At 69.0% G+C, this 20670-nt stretch carries 21 protein-coding genes and 1 pseudogene; 6 read left to right on the plus strand and 16 right to left on the minus strand.

All coding sequences use genetic code 11. The features are described from left to right. Positions 1 to 9 precede the first annotated feature (9 nt). The 7 genes and pseudogenes from C8D87_RS05025 to C8D87_RS05050 form a co-directional block, all read right to left on the minus strand. Positions 10 to 1890, minus strand: a complete 1881-nt coding sequence (locus C8D87_RS05025) for a beta-L-arabinofuranosidase domain-containing protein (RefSeq protein ID WP_233441905.1) — start codon at positions 1888 to 1890, stop codon at positions 10 to 12. An 82-nt stretch (positions 1891 to 1972) separates the two neighbouring features. Then, positions 1973 to 2440, minus strand: a pseudogene (locus tag C8D87_RS47450) (beta-L-arabinofuranosidase domain-containing protein); the annotation flags it as partial. Continuing rightward, entirely contained in the window at positions 2440 to 3264 is an 825-nt protein-coding gene (locus tag C8D87_RS05030; RefSeq protein WP_112225699.1) for a hypothetical protein, read from the minus strand. The gene C8D87_RS05030 and the pseudogene C8D87_RS47450, both read right to left, overlap by 1 nt. A gap of 16 nt (positions 3265 to 3280) precedes the next feature. Further along, on the minus strand, positions 3281 to 4072 hold the full coding sequence (locus C8D87_RS05035) for a carbohydrate ABC transporter permease (RefSeq protein ID WP_112225700.1): 792 nt from the start codon (positions 4070 to 4072) through the stop codon (positions 3281 to 3283). Continuing rightward, positions 4069 to 4890, minus strand: coding sequence for a carbohydrate ABC transporter permease (locus tag C8D87_RS05040; protein WP_112225701.1), 822 nt, complete (start codon positions 4888 to 4890; stop codon positions 4069 to 4071). The genes C8D87_RS05035 and C8D87_RS05040 overlap by 4 nt, the downstream gene beginning before the upstream one ends. Before the next feature lie 3 nt (positions 4891 to 4893). Continuing rightward, positions 4894 to 6126, minus strand: a complete 1233-nt coding sequence (locus C8D87_RS05045; protein WP_112226271.1) for an ABC transporter substrate-binding protein — start codon at positions 6124 to 6126, stop codon at positions 4894 to 4896. A 30-nt stretch (positions 6127 to 6156) separates the two neighbouring features. Next, complete coding sequence (locus C8D87_RS05050; RefSeq protein ID WP_233441906.1) at positions 6157 to 7962, minus strand: glycoside hydrolase family 127 protein; 1806 nt, start codon at positions 7960 to 7962, stop codon at positions 6157 to 6159. Positions 7963 to 8142: 180 nt separating this feature from the next. On the opposite strand from C8D87_RS05050, the gene C8D87_RS05055 reads away from it, so the two are divergent. Both C8D87_RS05055 and C8D87_RS05060 read left to right on the plus strand, forming a co-directional pair. Beyond that, on the plus strand, positions 8143 to 9153 hold the full coding sequence (locus tag C8D87_RS05055) for a LacI family DNA-binding transcriptional regulator (protein WP_109641640.1): 1011 nt from the start codon (positions 8143 to 8145) through the stop codon (positions 9151 to 9153). A 55-nt stretch (positions 9154 to 9208) separates the two neighbouring features. Then, the gene (locus C8D87_RS05060) at positions 9209 to 9742 is read left to right on the plus strand and encodes a GNAT family N-acetyltransferase (protein ID WP_112225702.1); all 534 of its coding nucleotides are present in this window, start codon (positions 9209 to 9211) and stop codon (positions 9740 to 9742) included. Here the strand turns inward: C8D87_RS05060 and C8D87_RS05065 are convergent. After that, complete coding sequence (locus tag C8D87_RS05065; RefSeq protein ID WP_109641641.1) at positions 9729 to 10151, minus strand: VOC family protein; 423 nt, start codon at positions 10149 to 10151, stop codon at positions 9729 to 9731. The genes C8D87_RS05060 and C8D87_RS05065 overlap by 14 nt on opposite strands. Positions 10152 to 10161: 10 nt before the next feature. Continuing rightward, complete coding sequence (locus tag C8D87_RS05070) at positions 10162 to 10608, minus strand: helix-turn-helix transcriptional regulator (protein WP_211337733.1); 447 nt, start codon at positions 10606 to 10608, stop codon at positions 10162 to 10164. Between the two features lie 241 nt (positions 10609 to 10849). On the opposite strand from C8D87_RS05070, the gene C8D87_RS05075 reads away from it, so the two are divergent. Next, the gene (locus C8D87_RS05075; RefSeq protein ID WP_215732173.1) at positions 10850 to 11554 is read left to right on the plus strand and encodes an NPP1 family protein; all 705 of its coding nucleotides are present in this window, start codon (positions 10850 to 10852) and stop codon (positions 11552 to 11554) included. Between the two features lie 69 nt (positions 11555 to 11623). On the opposite strand, the gene C8D87_RS05080 is transcribed toward C8D87_RS05075, so the two are convergent. Next, positions 11624 to 13894, minus strand: coding sequence for a glycosyl hydrolase family 18 protein (locus C8D87_RS05080; RefSeq protein WP_411711353.1), 2271 nt, complete (start codon positions 13892 to 13894; stop codon positions 11624 to 11626). A gap of 182 nt (positions 13895 to 14076) precedes the next feature. Here C8D87_RS05080 and C8D87_RS47455 point away from each other — a divergent pair, with 182 nt between their 5' ends. From C8D87_RS47455 to C8D87_RS05095, 3 genes are read left to right on the plus strand one after another with little or no spacing between them, the layout of a single operon-like run. Further along, positions 14077 to 14424 (plus strand): PASTA domain-containing protein, encoded by a 348-nt coding sequence (locus C8D87_RS47455; protein WP_233441908.1) that lies wholly within the window; start codon positions 14077 to 14079, stop codon positions 14422 to 14424. 51 nt (positions 14425 to 14475) lie between these two features. Further along, a complete protein-coding gene (locus C8D87_RS05090) occupies positions 14476 to 14922 on the plus strand; it encodes a hypothetical protein (RefSeq protein ID WP_109641591.1) in 447 nt (148 codons plus the stop codon). Positions 14923 to 14971: 49 nt separating this feature from the next. Continuing rightward, a complete protein-coding gene (locus C8D87_RS05095; protein WP_170166310.1) occupies positions 14972 to 15649 on the plus strand; it encodes a glycosyltransferase family 2 protein in 678 nt (225 codons plus the stop codon). A gap of 3 nt (positions 15650 to 15652) precedes the next feature. Here the strand turns inward: C8D87_RS05095 and C8D87_RS05100 are convergent, their stop codons facing one another. Genes C8D87_RS05100 through C8D87_RS05115 form a run of 6 tightly spaced genes read right to left on the minus strand, consistent with a single transcriptional unit; the run spans position 15653 to position 20609 of the window. After that, the gene (locus C8D87_RS05100; RefSeq protein WP_112225705.1) at positions 15653 to 16081 is read right to left on the minus strand and encodes an HIT family protein; all 429 of its coding nucleotides are present in this window, start codon (positions 16079 to 16081) and stop codon (positions 15653 to 15655) included. Positions 16082 to 16099: 18 nt separating this feature from the next. Beyond that, positions 16100 to 17095 (minus strand): YdcF family protein, encoded by a 996-nt coding sequence (locus tag C8D87_RS05105; protein ID WP_233441909.1) that lies wholly within the window; start codon positions 17093 to 17095, stop codon positions 16100 to 16102. 22 nt (positions 17096 to 17117) lie between these two features. Further along, positions 17118 to 17288, minus strand: a complete 171-nt coding sequence (locus C8D87_RS45695; protein ID WP_170166311.1) for a hypothetical protein — start codon at positions 17286 to 17288, stop codon at positions 17118 to 17120. Positions 17289 to 17304: 16 nt separating this feature from the next. Continuing rightward, on the minus strand, positions 17305 to 17457 hold the full coding sequence (locus C8D87_RS45700; RefSeq protein WP_170155324.1) for a hypothetical protein: 153 nt from the start codon (positions 17455 to 17457) through the stop codon (positions 17305 to 17307). Positions 17458 to 17478: 21 nt separating this feature from the next. Next, positions 17479 to 18213: a phosphotransferase gene (locus tag C8D87_RS05110; protein WP_112225706.1), complete on the minus strand. Its 735-nt coding sequence runs from the start codon at positions 18211 to 18213 to the stop codon at positions 17479 to 17481. Then, positions 18210 to 20609, minus strand: a complete 2400-nt coding sequence (locus C8D87_RS05115) for an ATP-binding protein (protein WP_112225707.1) — start codon at positions 20607 to 20609, stop codon at positions 18210 to 18212. The genes C8D87_RS05110 and C8D87_RS05115 overlap by 4 nt, the downstream gene beginning before the upstream one ends. Positions 20610 to 20670: the final 61 nt, after the last annotated feature.

Below are 20670 nucleotides of genomic sequence, written 5' to 3' on the forward strand. Positions count from 1 at the left end.
AAGCTCCTTCTACGAACCGGTGGAGTGGAGGTTCGCGACCTCTGCGGCGGTGAGGGCGCGACCGTGGACGCGGAACGAGTCCACGGCGCCGTCGAGGTACGGGTCGCCCGTGTACTGGGAACGCCCGATCCAGTTCTGCGTGGTGCTGCCGGGGCGCAGGGTGAGCGCTGAGTTGCGCGCCACCTCGGCACCGTTGACGTACAGGACACCGAGATCGCCGTTCTGCGTCACGGCGACGTGCGTCCAGACACCCTGCGGAAGGGCCGCTGGTGCGTCGATCCGTTGCTCCCCGGCCACACCACCGGTGGTGACTGCGAACCGCGCACCGCCGGCCGAGCTGCGCGGGGTGAGGAAGGCGTACGCGCCGGTGCCGCCGCCGAAGTCGAACACCCGCGACCACGTCGCGACGGTGTCCAGCCGCACCCAGGTGGCGATGGTGAACGAGGTCGCGTCCGCGAGCAGGCCCGAAGGCAGCACTACGTGCGCCCCGGAGCCGGACAGGTCGACCGCTCCCCCGGTCCGGCCGGTCGTCCACGCCGCCCCGCCCGCGAGCGTGGCGGTCAGACCGTTGCCCGTGGCGTCGTTCGTGTTGCCGTCGAACAGGTAGTGCGCGATGAACCGCGGCGGCGGCTCGGCGATCGTCCAGTAGACGGTGTAGCGCTGCCCGTGGACCTTGTAGAACGGCACCAGCGTCACCTGGCCGGTGCTGGCGGAGGCCGTGTACTGCAACGGTGTCGGGGTCGGCCGGATCGTCGACGGTTGCAGCGTGGGCATCTGCTGGAGGTTGTTCGTGCCGTGGGTGCCCGCGAGCACGATCGGGCCGTGCCGGACGGCCTGCACCGCGCGGTTGTCCGGAGTGGACTCCAGCTGCAACGCCATCGACAGGCTGATGTCGACGACGTCACCGCTCGACCACGTGCGGTTGATCCGTGCGTAGGTGCCCGGTGTGACGGGGTCCTGGAGTGTTCCGTTGACCCGGATCTGGGCTTGTGCCGCCCAGGACGGGACGCGCACGCGCAGGTCGATCGTCCCGGACCCGGTGATCGTGATCCTCGTGCTGTCGGACTCCGGGAACATGGTCTCCTGCCGTACGGTGAACCCGCGCCAGCTCAGCACCGAGGCGATGAACAGGTTGACGTGGAGCGTCGTGCCGGAGTGGGCGTAGATCCGCCCGGTGTGGCACGTGTTGGTCTCCATCCCGGTGCCGTGGCAGCACGTGAAGTCGTTGTAGTCGTTGCTGTACGTGCGGATGCCACCAGACCGCAACGGCGTGTAGTAGCTGTGGTGGCCGTGGCCGGAGTTCGGGTTCTGCGCGCCCAGCAGGTGGTTGTAGAGCGTCCTCTCGTAGAAGTCGAAGTACCGTGTGCTGCCGGGGCTCGTGCGGAACAGCTGAGCGGTCAGCTTGAGCATGTTGTAGGAATTGCAGGACTCGCAGGTGGTGTCCGAGAGCTCGGACGCGATCCGGCCCGGTGCCTTGAAGTACTCGCCGTTGGAGTTGCCGCCGGTCGCGTAGCTGTGCGTGCCGGCCACGAACTCCCAGAAGTTGCTCGCGATGTCGCGGTACCTCGTCGTGCCCGTGGCGTGGTATTCGCGGATCGCGCCGATGGCCTTCGGGATCTGCGTGTTGGCGTGGTAGCCGTTGAGCGCGTCGCGGTTCTGCGCCAACGGGTCGAAGATCTCCGCGTGGTCGAAGTACTGGGCGCTGGTGAGGTGGGCCGTGTCGCCGCTGAGCTGGTAGAGGTTGGTCAGCACCTCGTTCATGCCGCCGAACTCGGTGCGCAGCATGCTCTGCCGCTGGGCGTAGGTCAGCCTGCCGTTGCGGAAGCCGACCCAGGCCGCCATCCGGTTGAGGACGGTGAGCGCCTGGGCGTTGCCTGCCAGCAAATGCATGTCCAGCAGACCCGCGAGGATCTTTGTGCAGCGTGTAGTAGGGCGCCCACACTTGCTGGCCGGTCTCCACCCGGTCGATGAAGCTCTCCGGGAACGCCGAGAGGTAGCCGGCGTTGAAACCCGCCGCCTGCGCGCGGCCCTGGCAGATCGCCAGCTGTGCGACCAGGTGATCGCCCTTGGCCTTGAACGCCGTGTCGCCCGTGCTCGCGTGGGCCTGCGCCAGTGCGGTCAGGACGTGACCGGTGGAGTGACCGCGCAGCTCCGTGGTGGGCGACTCCCACCCGCCACAAGGGGTGGCGGTCGAGTTCAGGCCGACGTTCAGCCGGAACGTGTGCAGCAGGCGTTCGGGGTCGATGAACTTCAGATAGGCGTGGGTGCGGGTGGTGTTGTTCAGGAACGGTCCCGGCAGGAGAGACACCGCGCCGAGACCGAACAGCTCGGCGGACACCCCGATGTCGGGTCGTGCCGCGGCGAGCGCGGGCGCGGGCAGCGCCGCCGCCGCAACGGCGAACGCGCCCGCACGCAGAACCGTGCGCCGGTTGGGGAACATCAGTACCCGTACCGGTTCTTCAGGTGCCGCCACCAGTCGCGGAGCATCCACCGGTCGAACTCGGTGATCACCGCGGAGCTGCCCGCCTTCATGATGAACCCGCCGACCCCGCTGGGTGTCCAGTCGTAGAAGTCGTCCAGGCCGAACGTGTGGCCTATCTCGTGCAGCAGGATCGTCACGTCGTTGGCGTTGAGGCTGTTCATGAAGTACTCGCTGCCCATCCGCTGGCCCCAGTCGCCACCCGCTCCGCCGCCCATTCCGGCGGTGAGCCACAACGACTGGTCGTAGTGCCGTGCGACGCCACCGGGACAACGCGGATAGATGCCGTTGCGGTTGAAGAACCTGCCGCAGCCCTCCGCGCACTGAGGCGCGTTCTCGCGGATGTCGTTGACGTAGATGTCGACGGAGTTGTCGGTCCACTTCAGCTGGTTGCGGTCACGCACCGCCCAGCCGACGACCTTGATGGGCACCGAGGCGTACGGGAAGTGGTTGTGGCCCGCCATCGCGTCCATCCACTTCTTGTACTGGCGGGCGAGCTGGGCGTGGATCGCGTCGCGCTGGGCGGCGGTCACCGGCTGGGGAGAGTCCCAGCGCACGCAGAAGTTCAGGTAGCCGCCGTTGACGAAGAGCTGGTCCCAGCCGTAGTTGCGGAAGCCGTAGAGGTTGCCGTACGTGCTCTCCACGTGCTGCCACACCTGGTTCAACGGTGTCACCAGGTTCGACGGCGGTGTCCATCCGTGGTCCGCTCTCGCCGGAGCCGCCACGCTCGCCGCCATCACCGCCGCGAAGATCGCGGTCACGAGTCCTTTCCACAACCGGGTCATTCCGACCTCCTTGTTGTCACCCTTTGAGTGCGCCGGAGGTGAATCCGCGCACGTAGCTGCGTTGCATGAACGCGAAGAGCACCAGGCAGGGCACCGCCATGAAGACGACACCCGCCTCCAACGCGGCGTAGTCGATCGAGCCGTGGCTCGCGGTGCGCATGTTGACCACGGCGAGCACCGTGGTGAACTTGTCGGTGGAGTTGAGCAGGATCAGCGGGGCGAAGAACTCGCTCCACGACGTGAGGAACGCGAACAACCCCACCGTTACCAGGCCGGGGCGGACGGCCGGGAGCATGATCCGCACGAGCGTGCCGAGGCTCGTGCAGCCGTCGACCCGCGCGGACTCCTCCAGCTCGACCGGGACGGCCTCGAAGCTGTTGCGCATCATGAAGACCGAGAACGGCAGCTGGAACACGATCAGCACGATGCTCAGGCCCACCAGCGAGTCCTCGAGCCCGAGCCAGCCGAGCAGCACGTACAGCGCGATGAGGATCGTCGCGTACGGCACCATCAGGATCGCGAGCGTCAGCAGGAAGAGCAGGTCGCGGCCGGGGAACTTGAACCGCCCGAACGCGTAACCGGCGAACGTGGCGACGATCAGGGTGCCGCCCACCGTCGTCGCGCTCACGATCACGCTGTTCAGCACGTGCACCGGCCGGATGCCGTTGGCGGACGTGAAGAGCCGCGCATAGTTTTCGGCACCGAAACCGCTATCGGTGCGCACCGACGCCCAGCCGCTCCACACGAGCGGGAACAGGAACAGGATCGCGAGTGCGGTCCCGGTGACGTAATAACCCCAGCGGTTCATGCCGACCGCCTGCGCAGCACGGTGAGCTGGACCGAGCTGACCACCGCGAGCAGCACCAGCAGCACCACCGAGATCCCGGCCGCCGATCCGAGGTCGAGCCGGACGAACGCCTCCCGGTAGATCAGCATCACCAGCGAGGTGGTGCTGTTGTCCGGCCCTCCCCTGGTGAGGATCCAGAACTGGTCGAACGCGAGCAGCGACCCGGTGACCATCATGGTGAGCACCAGCGCGATCGTCGGCCGCATCAGCGGCACGGTGATCCGCCGGAACGTCTGCCAGCGCGTGGCCCCGTCGATCCGTGCCGCCTCGTAGACGTCCACCGGGATCGCCTGCAGCCCGGTCAGCAGGATCAGCATGTTGAACCCGGCGAACCGCCACAGCACCAGCAGCACCGCCGAGCCCAGCGCGGGGCTGCCGTCCGCCAGTGGCAGCGGGCCGATCTCCTCGCTGAGCAGGCCGAGGAAGAGCAGGGACGCGCTGGCGAACCCGACCGCCATCGGCAGGAAGAACGCGGTCCGGAAGAACCCGACGCCTTTCCGGCGGTTCTGCACCAGCAGCGCGAGGCCGAACGCGATGACGAACAGCAGGACCGTGATGATCACCGTGTACCGCAGGGTGAACCAGGCTGCCGTCGTCAGCAGCGCGTTGTCGCCGATGGCGGTGTAGTTGTCAGGTGCGTTGACGCGCGGCTTGCCCAGCAACGGCCAGCGGTGCAGCGACATCCAGCCGACGAGCAGCAGCGGAGCCACGAAGAACAGCACCACCAGCACCGCGGCGGGCGTGGCGTAGAGGGCTCCGATGACCGCTCGCCTGCGCACGGGTCACTCCTGCCGCAGCGACTTGGTGATGGCCTCGTTGCCCGCCATCAGCGCCGCCGAGGCGTCGCCGAACAACGCGCCGCGCACGGTCGTCAGCCACGGGCCCTGCGGGTCGTTGAACGTCGCGTTGAAGTTGCGGGCGTACGGCGTCTTCCCCTTGGCCACCAACCCGTTGACGGTGACGAGCCGTGGGTCGGCCGACGAGTGCTTGTTCGCCGCGAGATCCGTGCGAACCGGCACGCCCTTGCGTTTCGCGACGACCTCGACCTGTGCCTCGTCCGACATCGTCCAGGCCAGGAAGTCCCACGCCTGCTCGGCTTTCGAGCTCGTGGCGCCGATGCCGATCGCGTCGCCGCCGACGAACGTGGACTCCCCGCCGGTGATGCCGGGGATCGGCGCGACGCCGACCTCGACGCCCTTGGCCTCGATGGCGTCGAGCCACACCGAGGGGCCGGGTGCGATGCCGACCTTCCCGCCCTGCAGCGCGCCGAGCCACGTCGGGCCCGCCTCGCCCTTCGACGCCGGTGAGGCCACACCCTGGTCATAGAGGTCGCGGTACACGGCGAACACGGCGGCCATCTCGGGTGAGTCGACCTTCGCACTGAGACCGTCGGCGTCCAGCACGTCGCCACCGGCTGCCCACACCGACGGCCACAGCGTGAACTCCACGCAACCACCGCAGTTGCCGCCGAAGTAGGTGCCGTGGACGTCACCGCCCAGCTGATCGATCTTGCGGGCGTGCTCGGTGAACTCGGTGAGCGTGCGCGGCGGCTTCTCCGGGTCGAGGCCCGCCTTCGCGTAGAGGTCCTTGTTGTAGAGCATCACCGACAGGTCGATCGTGTGCGGCACCGCGAAGTTGTGGCCCTCCCACGTACCCGCACGGACGTGGGAGGGGGCTACGGAGTCCTTGAACGGCAAGGACTTGAACTGTTCGGAGACGTCTGCCCACAGGCCCTGGGCGGCGTACTGCGGCGCGAACACGACGTCCGCGGCGAACAGGTCCGGCAACGCCTTCGCGCCGGCGGCCGAGGCGAGCTTCGCCGGGTACTCCTCGTTGGGGTACGCGGTGACCTCGATCTTGTTGCGGTGCGAGGCGTTGTAGGCGTCGGCGTAGGCCTTCGACACCGCCTCGGTCGCCGCGCGGGTCCACAGCGTGAGGGTCGTCCCGTCGTCGGCGGCCCCGGACCGGTCCGCACCGCACGCCGTGGCCAGCACCAGAACGACAGCCGCGAGCATCGCTTTCACGGTCTCTCCTTTGAGACGTGGTCAGGTGGTGGGCAGCCAGATCCGCATGGTCGACGGGCCCCGGCGGGCCCAGCGGTGGTAGGGCCTCAGCTGCAGCGGGACGGGACTGCCGGGTCGGGCGGAGGGTTCGCCGTACGGCCACGCGGAGTCCTGCGGGGCCTCGAACACCGCCCGCACCACCGCGCCGTCGCCCGCCTGCGCCGGGTCGTGCCCGGTGCAGACCCGAAGCGCGTCGAGGTCGTGATCCCCCAGCGACTCGGCGCACAGGACGAGCGGACCTCGTTCCACCGCAACGCAGCCACGCACGGCGTCGATGCGGGGATCGGGCCAGGTGAACCGCGGCCGCATCGGCAGCTCCAGCCGGATTTCGTCGCCGACGGCCCAGTTCCTGGTCAGCACGACGTCGCCTGGCGCGACCGGGCGGCGCTCGTGATCCACGACGAGCACCGCCCCGGTCGCCCAGCCCGGCACGCGCAGGCTGATCGACCAGGGTTCGCCGCCGCTCCTGGTCACCCGCACGGCCACGTCTCCCGTCTCCGGGTACGACGTGCGCACCCGCAGCCCGGCGGGACGGCCGTCGGCGAGGTGGGTGTCGACGTCGCACTCGGCGTACTGGTGCAGGCGCAGGCCGGTGTCGTCGGCGGTGACGAGGTAGGCCGACAGGCTCGCCAGCAGCCGGGCGATGTTCGGCAGGCAGCACGACACCTCGAACCACGGTGCCCGCAGGCCACCGCCGGCGTCGAGCCGCTCGCCACCGTTCGGTGGCTGCGCGGGCGTGCGCTGGTGCAGCGTGTTGGCGTAGAAGAAACTCCGGCCGTCGTCACCGATCGCCGTCGCGATCACGTTGTGCAGCACGCGTTCCGCGGCGTCTGCGTAGCGGTTGTCGCCGGTGGCCAGCAACAACCGTTGCGCGAGCATGACAGTGGCGACACTCGCGCACGTCTCCGAGTACGCCCGGTCCGCGGGGAGGACGAAGTCCTCTCCGAACGCCTCGTCCTGGTGACGTGACCCCATGCCGCCGGTGATGTGCGTGCGGCGCGCCCACGTGTTGCCGAACTGAGTGACCACCGCCGCGAGCAGGTCGTCGTCACCGGTCTCCACCGCGACGTCGACGGCCCCGCAGGCCAGGTACAGCGAGCGCACCGCGTGTCCGCGCAGCACGGTCGCCTTGCGCACGGGGACGTCGTCGTTGAAGTACGACCAGCCGAACTCGTGCTCGGGCAGGGTGCGGTGGCCACGCCGTTCGACCAGCAGCGCCGCCTGGTCGAGGTAGCGCTGCTCGCCTGTCACGCGTGCCAGTTCCACCAGAGCGGTCTCGATCTCCGGGTGCCCGCAGACACCCGCGCTGCCCGGCCCGAAGACCTCGCACACGTGATCGGCGGCGCGCCGGGCGATGTCCAGCAACGGCCCGGCGCCCGCGTTCCTGGTGCGAGCCACCGCGGCCTGCAGCAGGTGGCCCACGCAGTACAGCTCGTGGCCCCAGGCCAGGTCGCTGTAGCGCGGCCGCTGCCACGACCGGCCGAACGCGGTGCCGAGGTAGCCGTCCGCCGCCTGGGCCCCGCCGATCTGGGACGTGAGTGCTTCGATGCGGGCGTCGAGATCGCCGTCCGGGGACCGGCCGTGTTCCCACGACATCGCCTCGGTGATTTTGTAGACCTCGGAGTCGGAGAACTCCCGGCCTTTCCGCTCACGCGACCCGGCGCCGTTTCCGACGGCGGCGAAATTACCGGTCCAGCCGAGCTCGTCCATCCAGCCAAGCGCGTGCCAGAGCGTCGCCGAGCCGTTGACCCGTTGCCGCTCCGCCCAGAAGCCACCGGTGATGCGCACCTCGTCTGTCCCAAGTGGACGGAGCGGTCCGCGGGACGGAACCACCGGCCCGCGACTCGACTGGGTGTTGCGCATCGTTGCCACGTAACGCACTCTGGAGACCGAAAACGATTTCGACAATGCGCCATAAGTCGCAGAAATCGTCGAATGAACAGTCGAATCGCGTTCGAAAGGATTTCGATGGGCAGACGACGATCCGAGACGGTGACGCTGAGGGACGTGGCCCTGCTGGCGGGCGTGTCGATCGCCACGGCGTCCAAAGCGATCAACAACCGCGACGAGGTGGCCGCGAACACGAGGGCTCGCGTGCTGCGGGCGGCGGCCGAACTGTCCTTTCGCCCCAACGTTCTAGCCCAGGGCCTCGTGGCCGGCCGCACCCGTGCGATCGGCCTGCTCACCGACGAGCTCGACGGCCGGTTCGCCATCCCGATCCTGCTCGGCGCCGAGAACGCCCTGTCCGACCAGCAGATGTCGGTGCTGCTGTGCGACACCCGCGGCGACGCGATCCGCCGCAACCACTACATCCGGACCCTGCTGGCTCGCCAGGTGGACGGTTTCATCATCGTCGGCGACAGCAACGACCTGCACCTCTCGCTGACCGCCGACCTCCCGGTGCCCGCGGTGTACGTGTACTGCCGCTCCACGAACCCGGGGGACCTCTGCCTGGTGTCCGACGACGAGGGCGGTGCCCTGCTCGCCGTCGAGCACCTGATCGCGTTGCGCCGCAAGCACATCGCCCACATCACCGGCCCTCAGTCCTATCGCGCGGCTCGCGACCGCGCCGCCGCGGCCCGCACCGTCCTGGGCGATCACGGCCTGGCGCTGGCCGGCGGCCAGCCGCTGCACGGCGAGTGGTCGCAACACTGGGGCAGGCACGCCACGAGGTTGCTGATGGCCACCACTCCCGAGGTGGACGCCATCTTCTGCGGCAACGACCAGATCGCCAGCGGTGCCGCGCAGGCGCTCGCGAGTCTCGGCCGGCAAGTCCCCGACGACGTCGCGATCGTCGGCTACGACAACTGGGAGATCTTCGCCGCGGACTGCAGGCCACCGCTCACCACGATCGACCTCAACCTGCAGCAGCTCGGCGAGACCGCGGTGCGGCACCTGCTCGCGGCCCTCGGCGGCACACCGGCGTCCGGCGTGGTCCGCCAGCCGTGCCGCCTCGTGGTGCGCGAGTCGACGGCTTGAGGCCCGTCAGAGAAAGATCCCGGTCGCCCGCACGCTTGCTGCATATGATGTGCAAGTGCGCTCATATGGCATCAGGGTGGCGACTGCGGACGACCTCGGCGAGGCGCGAGCGGTGATGCTCGACGCCGTCTACCGCGACTTCGGCACGGGCTACGTGCCGAAGTGGCACCAGGACATCATTGATCTCGCGGGTTTCTACGCCGCCCCCGACCGCCACGTCCTGCTCGTCGCCTACGACGAGGCCGACGGCGCGATCGTCGCCACCGGCGCGCTGGACTCGCGAGGACCGAGGCAGCCGCAGTGGCTGGCCGACCGCTACCCCGACGGGGAGACCGCCCAGGTGCGGCGGGTGTACGTGCGGCCGGAACACCGCAGACGTGGACTGGCCGGCCGGTTGGTCGGCGAACTGCTGGACTTCGCCGCGCGGGACGACCGGTACCGCGCGGTGTACCTGCACGCCTACCGCCACTCCCCCGGCGCGCTGGACCTGTGGCGCACGCTCGGCAAGGAGATCTGGGCGGAAGACGACGTGGTGCACTTCGAGATCCCCCTGGACCACCCGGCCGAGCGCGGCCTCACAGCTGGTTGATGCGCACCAGGTTGCCGGCCGGGTCGCGGAACGCGCAGTCCCGCACTCCCCACGGCTGGTCCTCCGGCTCCTGCAGCACCTCGGCCGAGCCTTCCTTCTCCACCCACGCCTTGGCGCGGTCGAAGGTGCCCTGGAGGTCCTTGGAAGCGAGCGAGACCGCCGTGTAGACGCCCTTGGCCATCAGCACGGCGATCGTGCGCCGTTCCTCGTCGCTCACGCCGGGGTCGGCGGCGGGCGGGTGCAGCACGATCCCGGTCTCCGGCTGGCCGGGCGGGCCGACGGTGATCCAGCGCATGGTGCCCTGACCGACGTCCTGGCGGACCTCGAAGCCAAGCCCGTCGCGGAAGAAGCCGAGGGACTTCTCGGGGTCGTCTGCCGGCAGGAACGCGGCGGCGATGATGACTGACATGGTGGTCAACTTAATCGGACGAACCGGCCGCCGCTTCTCGATTCCTGATCGGACGCATCACTGCCTTGGCGAGACAGTTCGGGATGCCGTGGCCGTCCTCCGCCGCGACCTTCTTGTACTGGCTGGGCGACATGCCGACGAGCTCGGAGAAGCGGGTGCTGAACGTGCCGAGCGAGGTGCAGCCGACCTCGAAGCAGACCTCGGTGACGGTCATGTCGCCGCGCCGCAGCAGAGTCATGGCCCGCTCGATTCGGCGGGTCATGAGGTAGCTGTAGGGCGACTCGCCGAACGCCGCGCGGAACGCCCTCGACAGGTGACCCGCGGACAGGTGCACGCCGCGAGCCAGTGCCGCGACGTCGAGCGGCTGGCGGTACTCGCGGTCGATGCGGTCGCGGACCTTGCGGAGCAGGACGAGCTCCTGCAGGCGCGGGTCCTTGGCGGGCGCGGCGTCTTTCACGACGAACAGCCTAAGCCCCGGGACTGCCGGACCGATGCACACTCGCCGCGCGGACCGTCCAGCGAAATCTCGAAGAAGGCCAGAGGAATTCAGGTCGAATCCGTCTCGATAGGGGATTCGACGTTTGTGAGGGGGTGTCCGAAACCTTTTCGCTCGCTAACCTCCGGGCATGTTCCCTGCAGGCATCACTTCCCGTCTCACCAAATCCCTTTTCGTCGGAGGTACCGCCGTCGTTCTGGCAATGGGGATGACGAACAACGCCTCAGCCGCCGTGCTGACCCCGCTTCCCGCGAACGCCACCTCGTTCCAGCAGACTTTCCAGCCGTTCTTCGACTACGACAGCGACAGCTGTCTGCCCGTCGCGGCCATCGACAGCAGCGGGAAGCTCAACGGCGGCCTCGACGACAGCGGGCCCGTCACCGGCCAGTGCCGTAGCGGCCACCTCGGCAACGCCAACACCTATTCACGGGCCAAGTGCAACAACGGCTGGTGCGCCATCTCCTACGCCCTGTACTTCGAAAAGGACATGAGCTGCGCCGGCTGCACTCCCACGTCGCACCGCCACGACTGGGAAGGCGTCGTGGTGTGGGTGCCGCAAGGGCAGTCGACCCCCGGCTTCGTGTCCGTGTCCCGGCACGGCCAGTACGAGACCAGGTCGTGGGGCAACGTGCCGGCGAAGACCGGCGTCCGCCCGAGGGTCGTTTATCACAAGGACGGTGGCAGCACGCACGTCATGCGTTTCGCGGGAGCCGACGAACGGCCGGAGGCCTGGGGTGACGGCGGCTGGGACATGCCCGCCCTGCTCAGCTGGGAGAACCTCGACCCGACCCTGCGGGACAAGCTGAACGGGTCCTCGTGGGGCGACGCCAACTTCCCGTTGCAGGACAGCAGGTGGACGACAGAGCTGTCCAGGGCCAAGCCTTCCGGCATCCCGTTCCAGCCCTGATCTTCGCGTCGAAGAATCGTCGTGGGTGGTTTCCGTCGTCACCACAACGGAAACCACCCACGACCTCACTCAGCAGGCGCCCTGGTCGCGCCAGACGCCCCACTCACCGGTGGTGCCGGGCTCCTCGCCCTTCGTCCACCACTGGGCCCGCCACTTGCGGCCCTTGTGCGACACCTCGTTGCCACCGGTGTAGACCTGCTCGCGGTCCCACGCGGGCAGCGCGCAGGCCGGAGGGTTCGAGGTGGTCGTCGTCGTGGTGGTCGTGGACGTGGTCGTCGGCGTCGTACCACCGCCGATGCGCGGGTGATCAGCCGAGATCGCGTACGACTGGCCGCCGAACGTGAACACGAAGTTCGACGGCGTCGAGATCGGCAGCTGGTAGCTGACCGTCATCTCGATCGAGGCGCCAGGAGCCAGCGACTGCCATGACGGCAGCGTCAGCTCCGCCCTCTGGAAGTCGCCCTTCAGGCCACCGACGTTCGACCCGCTGTGGCCCTTCGTCACGACCCTGAGCCCGAAGCCGGACTGGTCGGCCATGCTGCCCGGCGCGCTGGTGCCGTAGTCGAACGCGATCTTCGTGCCACCGGGGATCGTGACGTTCGACCGGTTGGTGAACTTGATCTTCGGCGTGATCGGGTAGTTGTTGTCGCCCAGCGCGAAGCCGTGGACGTCCACGTCGACCGCGAGCGACTGCGTCTGCTGCGTCGTGGCCTTCGCGGCACCGTAAGGCGCCGCGCCGTTCAGGCCGGTGTTGATGGTGGACAGCAGCGTGTCGCCGATGAAGTACTCCTTCTTCACGGAGTCGTACCTGTAGTCGCCGGCGAGCTCCCAGATCATGATGCCGCCGAGACCCTTGTCCCGCACGTACTTCGCCTTCTCCGCGATCGACTGCTCGGTCTCGGTGGAGAGGAACACCTTCTTGTCGTTGTTCCACAGCCACGGCGACTTCAGCGTCGTGTCGTAGTACGGCGTGTAGGTGCCGGTCAGGCGGTCCGTCGGGTCGTTGACCGGGTCGAGCCCGTACTGCGACGAGTACGAACCGGTGACCTTCGCCTCGAGGTTCTTGGTGTGCCACAACGGGTTCACGCCGGACGGAACCTCGGCACCACCGGCGGTGACGTCGTGCCAGATGTTGTCGATGCCGGTCGCGCCGTTGCCGCACGGCGTGGTCGAGCCGACCGACGAACCGGTGCCGGGCGGGCACTTCGACTGGTCGGGCAGCGCCGCCCTGCCCCACAACCCGTTCGTGCCACCGGTGACGCCCTGCCAGCCGCGCGAGTAGAACGGCACGCCGATGTTGATGCGCCCGGCCTGCATGGCCCCGCGGTAGTAGTGGTAGGCCCAGTCGGTGTTGAGGTAACCCATGCCCTCGTACTGCGGTGCCGTGTACACGCCACCGGCCGCGAGCTCACCGTCCTTGCCGTCGTCGTACAGGGCGGCGTTCGGGCCGACGAAGTGGTTCCACGAGCCGTGCAGGTCGTAGCTCATGACGTTGAGGTAGTCGAGGTACTTGACGACCTGGTACGACTCCTGACCGCGCAGCAGCCAGCCGGACGCGGGCACGGCGGCGGTCAGCAGGTAGTGCCTGCCGTCGGCCGCACCGGCGCGGTCGAGCTTCTCCCGCAGCGTCTTCATGATCGCCTGGTAGCCGGCCCACAGCGTGCCGCGGTTGGCGTTGGAGATCCAGAAGTCGTCCGGGTTGCCCGCGTGGTTGTTCGACGTCGCGTACTCGTAGTCGATGTCCGCGCCGTTGAAGCCGTACTGGCGCAGGAACGCGACCACGCTGTCTGCGAACGTGTCGATCGCCGCCTGCGACTGGCCGAGCTTGTAGAAGCCGCCCGACGCGTTGCGCGTGCCGTCGGGGTTGAAGAAGCCACCGGTCTCAGCCCAGCCGCCGACGGAGATCAGCGTCTTGACGTTCGGGTGCTGCTTCTTGAACTTCGTCAGCTGGTTGAAGTGCCCCTTGTAGGACAGCGACGGGTCCATCTCGGCACCCGGCACACCCGGCCATTCCATGCCGATGGACGAGTTGTTCGCGTCCTGGGCACCGACCGAGATCTTGTTCTGCGCGTCGATGTGCGCGAACGCGTAGTTGAGGTGCGTGACCTTGGTCCAGGGGATGTCCTTCGCCAGGTAGCCGGGCTGACCGTTCTTGCCGGTCCGCCAGCTGGTGAAGTACCCGATCACGCGACGGGACTTGTCAGAGCCCATGGTCTCGCGGCCGGCGGTGTCGTAGACGGTGCAGTAAGGCACCTCGACGCCCGGCGTCTTGTACAGCCCGTCCGGCCGGCAGTCCTCGTGGGCTGCGGCTGCGGAGGGAGCGTGGGTCACGGCTATCACGGTGCCGGCTAAGAGAGCCAGCACCGGGACCAATCTGGTGAGCAGGCGCAAGGGAAGGACCTCCTGGCTAGGGCGGCGGCCACTGCCCGGAACGGTAAAATGGTCCAGACCTTTGCGTCAATACTCGATCACCAACATCGCTGTCAGGTAACGTCGGCTCGGGCGCGTCGCGACAGCCAGGTATGCGCATCGCTTCCGCCGCCGCCCTGCTGTTGCTGGCCTCCGCGTGCTCTCCCACACCGCCGCCGACAGCGACCACCCAGCCTTCCGAGCAGAAGACGCCCACCACGACGGCCACCGCCGCGAAGACCTGCACGGTGCCGGACGTCGTCGGCATGATCCACCAGACCGCGCAGGACACCATGCAGGCGGCCGGCCTGTTCTTCCTCAGCGAGGAGGACGCGTCCGGCCAGGGGCGCCTGCTCATCAACGACCGCAACTGGAAGACCACCGCGCAGAGCGTGGCGGCCGGCACGGTCGTCGACTGCAACACGCGGATCAAGCTGTCCGCCACGAAGATCGACGAGTAGTTCGCCGATCACTGACATTGGATGTCAGTGATGCAGTTTTAGCTTCCTCCCATGAGCGAGCACGATTTCGACTTCTTCCACGGGCACTGGCACGTGGCCAACCGCAAGATCGCCGACATCCCCGGACGCGGCACCGAGTGGGTCGAGTTCGACGCGACGAGCGAGTGCAGGCCGGTGCTGGGCGGCGGGGCGAACGTCGACAACCTCCGCGCCGCGGACTGGGAGGGCATGACCCTGCGGCAGTACGACCCCGAACAGCAGGTGTGGCGCATCTGGTGGGCCTCGAGCCGCGCGCCCGGCCACCTCGACCCGCCGCTGGAGGGCCGGTTCACCGACGGGCACGGCGTGTTCTTCGGTGACGACGTGGTCGGCGGGCACGAGGTGAAGCTGCGGTTCGACTGGACGGCGGGCGACGAGCCCGTGTGGCAGCAGCAGTTCTCCTACGACGGCGGCGAGACCTGGGAGACGAACTGGGTCATGCGCTTCACCCGCGTCTGACCGGCCGGTGGGCCGGGGCGACCCTGCCCACCGTGCCATGATGACGATCATGACGCTCACGTTCGCGGTCATCCCCACCCACGACCGCCCGGCCGAGCTGCGGCAGACCGTCGCGACCCTCGCCCTGCCGCCGGAACGCGTGCTCGTGATCGACAACGCCGGCACGCCGCCGGTCTCCTCCGTACCGGCCGCTGTCATTCGCGACGAGGAGCAGCCGCCGAACCTCAGCAGGCTGTGGAACATCGGCCTGGACTGGGCGCACGAGCAGGCCGCCGGGGAGAAGTACGTGGTGGCGCTGCTGAACGACGACCTCGTGCTGCCGCCCGGCTTCATGGGCGCGATGGCCGAGGCGATGGACCGCACCGGCGCCGTGATCGCCTACCCGGACCAGATCGGGCGCGGCGAGGACTGGCACAACACGGTGCAGGGCCCGATCATGCCCCGGCACAACAGGCTCACCGGCTACGCGTTCGTGCTGAGCGGCCAGGCCGGGCTGCGCGCGGACGAGCGGTTCCGCTGGTGGTACGGCGACGACGACCTGGAGTGGCGGGCGCAGGCGATGGGCGGCACGGTCCTCGTCGGTGGCGTCACCGTGGAACACCTGCACCCCAACGCTTCCACGGCCGGGAACCCGTTGCTGCGCGATCAGTCCAAGATGGACAAGCAGGCGTTCGTCGCGAAGTGGGGGCAGTCCGCGTGGGAGCGCAAGCCGGGCGAGACGACCTGAGCCTCAGCCGATCTCGGCCAAGCCCCGCCGAACGCGCAGAGCCTCCTCGTCGAGCAGATGGCGGGCGCGGGTGGACCAGTCGGCGTCGATGCGGAAGCTGTCGCCCCGGAAGCGCGGGAAGACGTGCAGGTGGAAGTGGAAGATCTCCTGGAAGGCAGCCTCACCGTCGGCCAGGAACACGTTGACGCCCTCGCAGCGCAGGCCGGAACGCCGAAGAGCGCGACCGATGCGATGACCGACTCTCCAGACGTGTGCACTCGTGTCCTCGTCGAGGTCTTCCAGACCTACGGCGTGCACCCGTGGCACCACAAGGACGTGTCCGGGCGTAACAGCGCCCAGGTCCATGAACGCGACCACCCGGTCGTCCTCGCAGACCACGCTCGCCTCGGCCTCCCCGGCGACGATCGCGCAGAAGACGCATTCCTCGTGCATGTCTCTCCCCGAGCCGGATCAGCTGATCTGGGTCAGCGCGAGCCCGCCCGCCATCAGCACCGCGCACGCCAGCCCGTGCACGACCGGGTTGCGGACCAGCAGCGCCACGAACTCCCGCAGGAACGCGCTGGGCACGAAGTACCAGGCCGTCGGCGCGCCGATGACCTGCAACCGCAGTCCCTGGTTGCGCGACAGCACGGCGGTGCGGAAGACGTGGTAGTTGTTGGTGACCGCGACGACCCGGCCGTTCAGGCCGCGCTCGGCCAGCAACTGCTTGCTGTAGCGGAGGTTCTCCTCCGTCGTGGTCGCCTGGTCCTCCAGCACCACGTCGTCGTCGGGCACGCCGCGCTCGAGCAGGTACCGGCGCATCGCGAACGCTTCGGAGACGTCCTCGTCGGCGCCCTGGCCGCCCGACACGACGATCACCGGTGACCGGCCGGCCGCGTGGTCGCGCCGGTACAGCCGCAGCGCGCGGTCGAGCCGCGATGCCAGCAGCGGCGGCACCTTCGAGCCGATCAGGCCCGCGCCGAGCACCACGATGCCGTCGAAACCGCTTCGGCGGCCGGTGCGGCCGTAGATCACGGAGTACAGCAGCAGGCTCACGAACAGGAACGCGATGTAGGCGGACACCAGGAACAGGCCGATCGCGCTGCCGCGGATCCAGTCGTTGGGCTGGCTGATGCCCCAGGCGAAGTAGATCATCTCACCGATCAGGGCGAGCCCGGCCAGCAGCGACAGCAGGTTGCCCAGCGATCGGCCCTCGCGGCGAACCATGACCAGGCCGTTCGCGAGCAACGCCAGCGGCAGCAGCAGAAGGCCCAGCACCGCCAGCATGAACGCGAGCAGCAGCGGCAGGCTGATCACCGGGTTGTCCTGCCCGGCCTCGGCGAGCAGGAGCAGCAGCATCACCAGCGTGATGCCGAGCCAGATCGCGTTGCTCAGCCTGCGGCGGTCACGCATGACCCCGTAGACGAAGAACGACGCGGGGATCAGGAACAGCAGGCCGGCGAGCACCGACACAGCGTAATACCGTTGATCACTCGGTGCTCTCGGGTTCTGGGGCAGCGGGCTTCGGCCGCGGCCTCAGCCGCACGGCACCCGCCGTGAGGTCGAGCGGACCGGTCTCCTCGTGGTCCTCGCCGGTACCGGAGTCCCCCGCCTCACTGCGGAGCTTGCGTCCCGGGAACAACTCACCCAACTGCCCCATGACCCCGACCCTACCCTCAGAACAGGGCGATGAGCAGCAGGATCACCGCGATCACGACGAGGACCGGGACGAGGACCCCACCGGGTGGCCTGCGGTAGTGGCTGCGGACCGTGGTGGTGCGGAACCAGCTGTACGGGGCGCTGCGGCGGTGCCGACGAACCCAGGGCATCTGCTCCTCCTGACAGTAGTCTCAGCCAGGGGATACCCAGATCCTCAGCCGGTCACGCACGCCTTGCAGACCCTCGGCCGCGACCTGGGGGTCGCCGATGTCGTTGCCGTACAACACTTCGTGCCACGGTCCCAGCTGGTGCCAGATCAGGGCCCGCTCCCGCAGTTCGCCGGTGACGCCGTAGGTCTCGGCGAGCGCGTCCGCGAACTCGGGCGGTGTGGAGTTCAGCGCCCAGGCCAGGTCGATCGCCGCGTCGCCGACGTGCAGGTCACCGAAGTCGATCACGCCGGTCAGCACGCCGTCGCTGCCCAGCACGTGCTCCGGGCCGAGGTCGCCGTGCACGAGCGTGTCCGCGGGCAGCCCGTCGATCCTGGCCAGCAACGCCTCGCCGCCCGGCACCCGGACCTCGTCGCGGAACCGCTGGACCGGCAGCGTCATCCGGCCGACACCTCGTTGCTCCGCCTGGGCGATCGGAACCGCGTGCAGTGCCCGCAGGAACTCGCCCAGCTGCCGGCCCTGCGCGGCGTTGAACGTCGTCAGTTCGTCACCTGGCACCAGCTCGTGCCGCACGGCCAGCGGCTCCTCCGAGATCACCACCGGTACGGGGACCGGCAACGGCAGCTGCGGCGCGAGCCACGGCATCACCACCGACTCGCGCAGCAGCTGCGGCACGGCCTCCGGACGGCGTGGCCGCCGTTCCACCCAGCCGTCGACCAGCTCGGCCCTGCTGTCCCAGCCCTCACCCAGGTACGTCACGCGCCCAGTGTTACCAGCAACGATCGCGCGTCCGAAGCGACTTTCGCCTGGCCGCGCCGCTCGGCCGCCTCCAGCGCCTCCCGTGCCGTGCCGGCGGATCCGGTGATCTCCGCGCGGACCAGCAACGCGCGGGAGTGGTCCATGAAGCTGTCGGTCTCCTGGATGGTGCCGATCACCTCGTCGATCAGCTCCAGCGACCGGGTCGCGCGGGCGAGCAGGATGGACGCGGTGATCACGCCGGGCCCGTAGCCGACCTTGCGGCCGAGCTCGACGGCCTCACCCGCGTGCTGCTCGGCCTTCTCCGGTTCCAGCACGGCCAGCGCGACGAGGCAGTCGATCCGCGCCTTCGGGTGCTCGGCCTCCCGCGCGACGACGAGGCACCGCTCCGCCGCACTGAGCCCGTCCGCGATCTCGCCGCGTTCGGCGTGGATGCGGGCGAGGCTGGCCAGGGCGTTGGCGAGGGCGCGTTGCTGGTCCTGGGAGGTGTGCAGCTGTACCGACTCGATGCTCGACGTCAGTGCCGCGTCCAGGTCACCCAGCTCGAAGTAGGCCACGGAGAGGTTGTCCAGCGCGATCGCGAGCTGGTTGTACAACCCGAGGTGCTCGCTCAGCTCCTTGCACTCCTGGATGTACTCGGCCGCCTGGCGCAGTTCGCCACGCGTGCCGTGGGAGATCCCGAGGTTCATCAACGCGGCGCCGATCCCGCGTTCGTCGCCGAGCTCCCGCCGGATCCGCAGCGCTTCGGCGAAACACTCGTCGGCCCGCCGGGTCTCACCCATCTCGGAGTACACGATCCCGGCCGCGTTCCTGATCGACGCCACCGCGTACGGCGTCTGGGCGTACTCCAGGGCCTCGGCGAAGCTGGCGAGTGCGTCGCGGTACTCGCTGCGGGTCCAGCAGGACATGCCCAGGCCGAACAGCGCCGCGGACTGCCCGGCCAGATCGCCCGCCGCCCGCGCGGTCCGCAGTCCGGCGCGGAACACTACCGCCTTGTCGATCTCGAACCGGCCGATGTGCAGGTAGATCCGCAGGGCGTCGGCGAGCTGCTGCGCGTACGGCGACGGCGCGGCAACGACCGCCGCGACCAGGTTGGAGTGCTCCTCCTCCAGCCACGCCCCCGCGTCGTCCCGGTCGGCGAAGGTGAGGCTCGGCCCGTCCAGGTCGGGTTCGGTCAGCAGGCTCGTCTCGGGCACGATCTTGCTGACGGCATTGAAGGCGGTCCTCAAGTACCACGCGTACATGTCGAGCAGCCCGGCCTGGTCGTCGTCGTCCGCGGCGTCGCCGGCGAACAGCCTGATGAGGTCGTGCAGCTGATAGCGAACTCCAACGTGGTCGACGAGCCCGGCCCGCACCAGCTCGTCGAGCTGCACCTCGGGATCGCGCCCCGCGAGCGCCGTGGCCGCGTCGAGCCCGATGTCCGCGCCAGGCGTCAGCCCGAGCCGCCGGAACACGCGCTTCGCCTCGTCGCTGAGCGCCCGGTAGGACAGCTCGAACGTGGCCCGCACGGCGGCGTCGCCGTCGATCTCCAGCACGTCCAGCCGATCGCCGCGCAGCTCGTCCAGGTAGTCCTCGATGTGCCCGTGTGCCACGTTCGCCCCCGCGATGCGCAACGCGAGCGGCAGGTGCGCGCACAACCGCACGAGCTCGGTGCGTTCCTCGGCCGTGCCTCCCACGCGCATGCTGACCAGCAGGTCGTGCGCGGCGTCGTCCGCCAGCACGTCGAGCCGCAGCTGACCGGGCAGGTCGTGCCGGCTCGTGACGATCGCGAGGCACCCCGGCCGATCCGGCACGAGCGGTTCGATCACGTCCTCGACGGCGTTGTCGAGCACGACCAGCACCCGCCTGCCGTCGAGCTTCTCCCGGTACAGGCCGACCTGCGCGTCAAGACTCGCCGGAATCGCCGCCTGCGGCACCCCGAGCGCCCGCAGAAACCCGCTCAACGCCTGCTCCGGCGTCACCGGCGGCCCGGACGCGAACGCCCGCAGGTTGACGTACAGCTGCCCGTCGAAGTACCGCTCCCGCAACCGGTGCGCGAGCCGCACCGCGAGCGCCGTCTTGCCCACACCGGGCGGCCCGGTGATCGCGACCGCGCCCTCCTGCCGTTCGAGGCTTTCCAGTTCGTGCTCGCGGCCCACGAAGTCCGGCAGGTCGGCGGGCAGCTGGCACGGGCCCGGTGTGCGTAGCTTCAGGCGGTATCCGGACGCGTCGGTGACCACTTCGTCCGGAATGGACCGGCGGAGCCGCTTCACCAGCGTGCGCAGGGCCGGCAGCGGGCCTGTGGGTGGGTTGTCGCCCCACACCTCCCGGATCAGGTCGGCGAACAGCACTGGTTCGTTGGGATGCGCGGCGAGTGCCCGGTGCAGCGCACGGAGTTTTCCCTCTTGAGTTCCGGCCACCAGCCGATACTAAGTGCGGGTCAGCGCTCCCCCGGCGTCGTCAGCAGCCGTTCCCAGGCGA

Source organism: Lentzea atacamensis (assembly GCF_003269295.1).
Lineage (GTDB): Bacteria > Actinomycetota > Actinomycetes > Mycobacteriales > Pseudonocardiaceae > Lentzea > Lentzea atacamensis.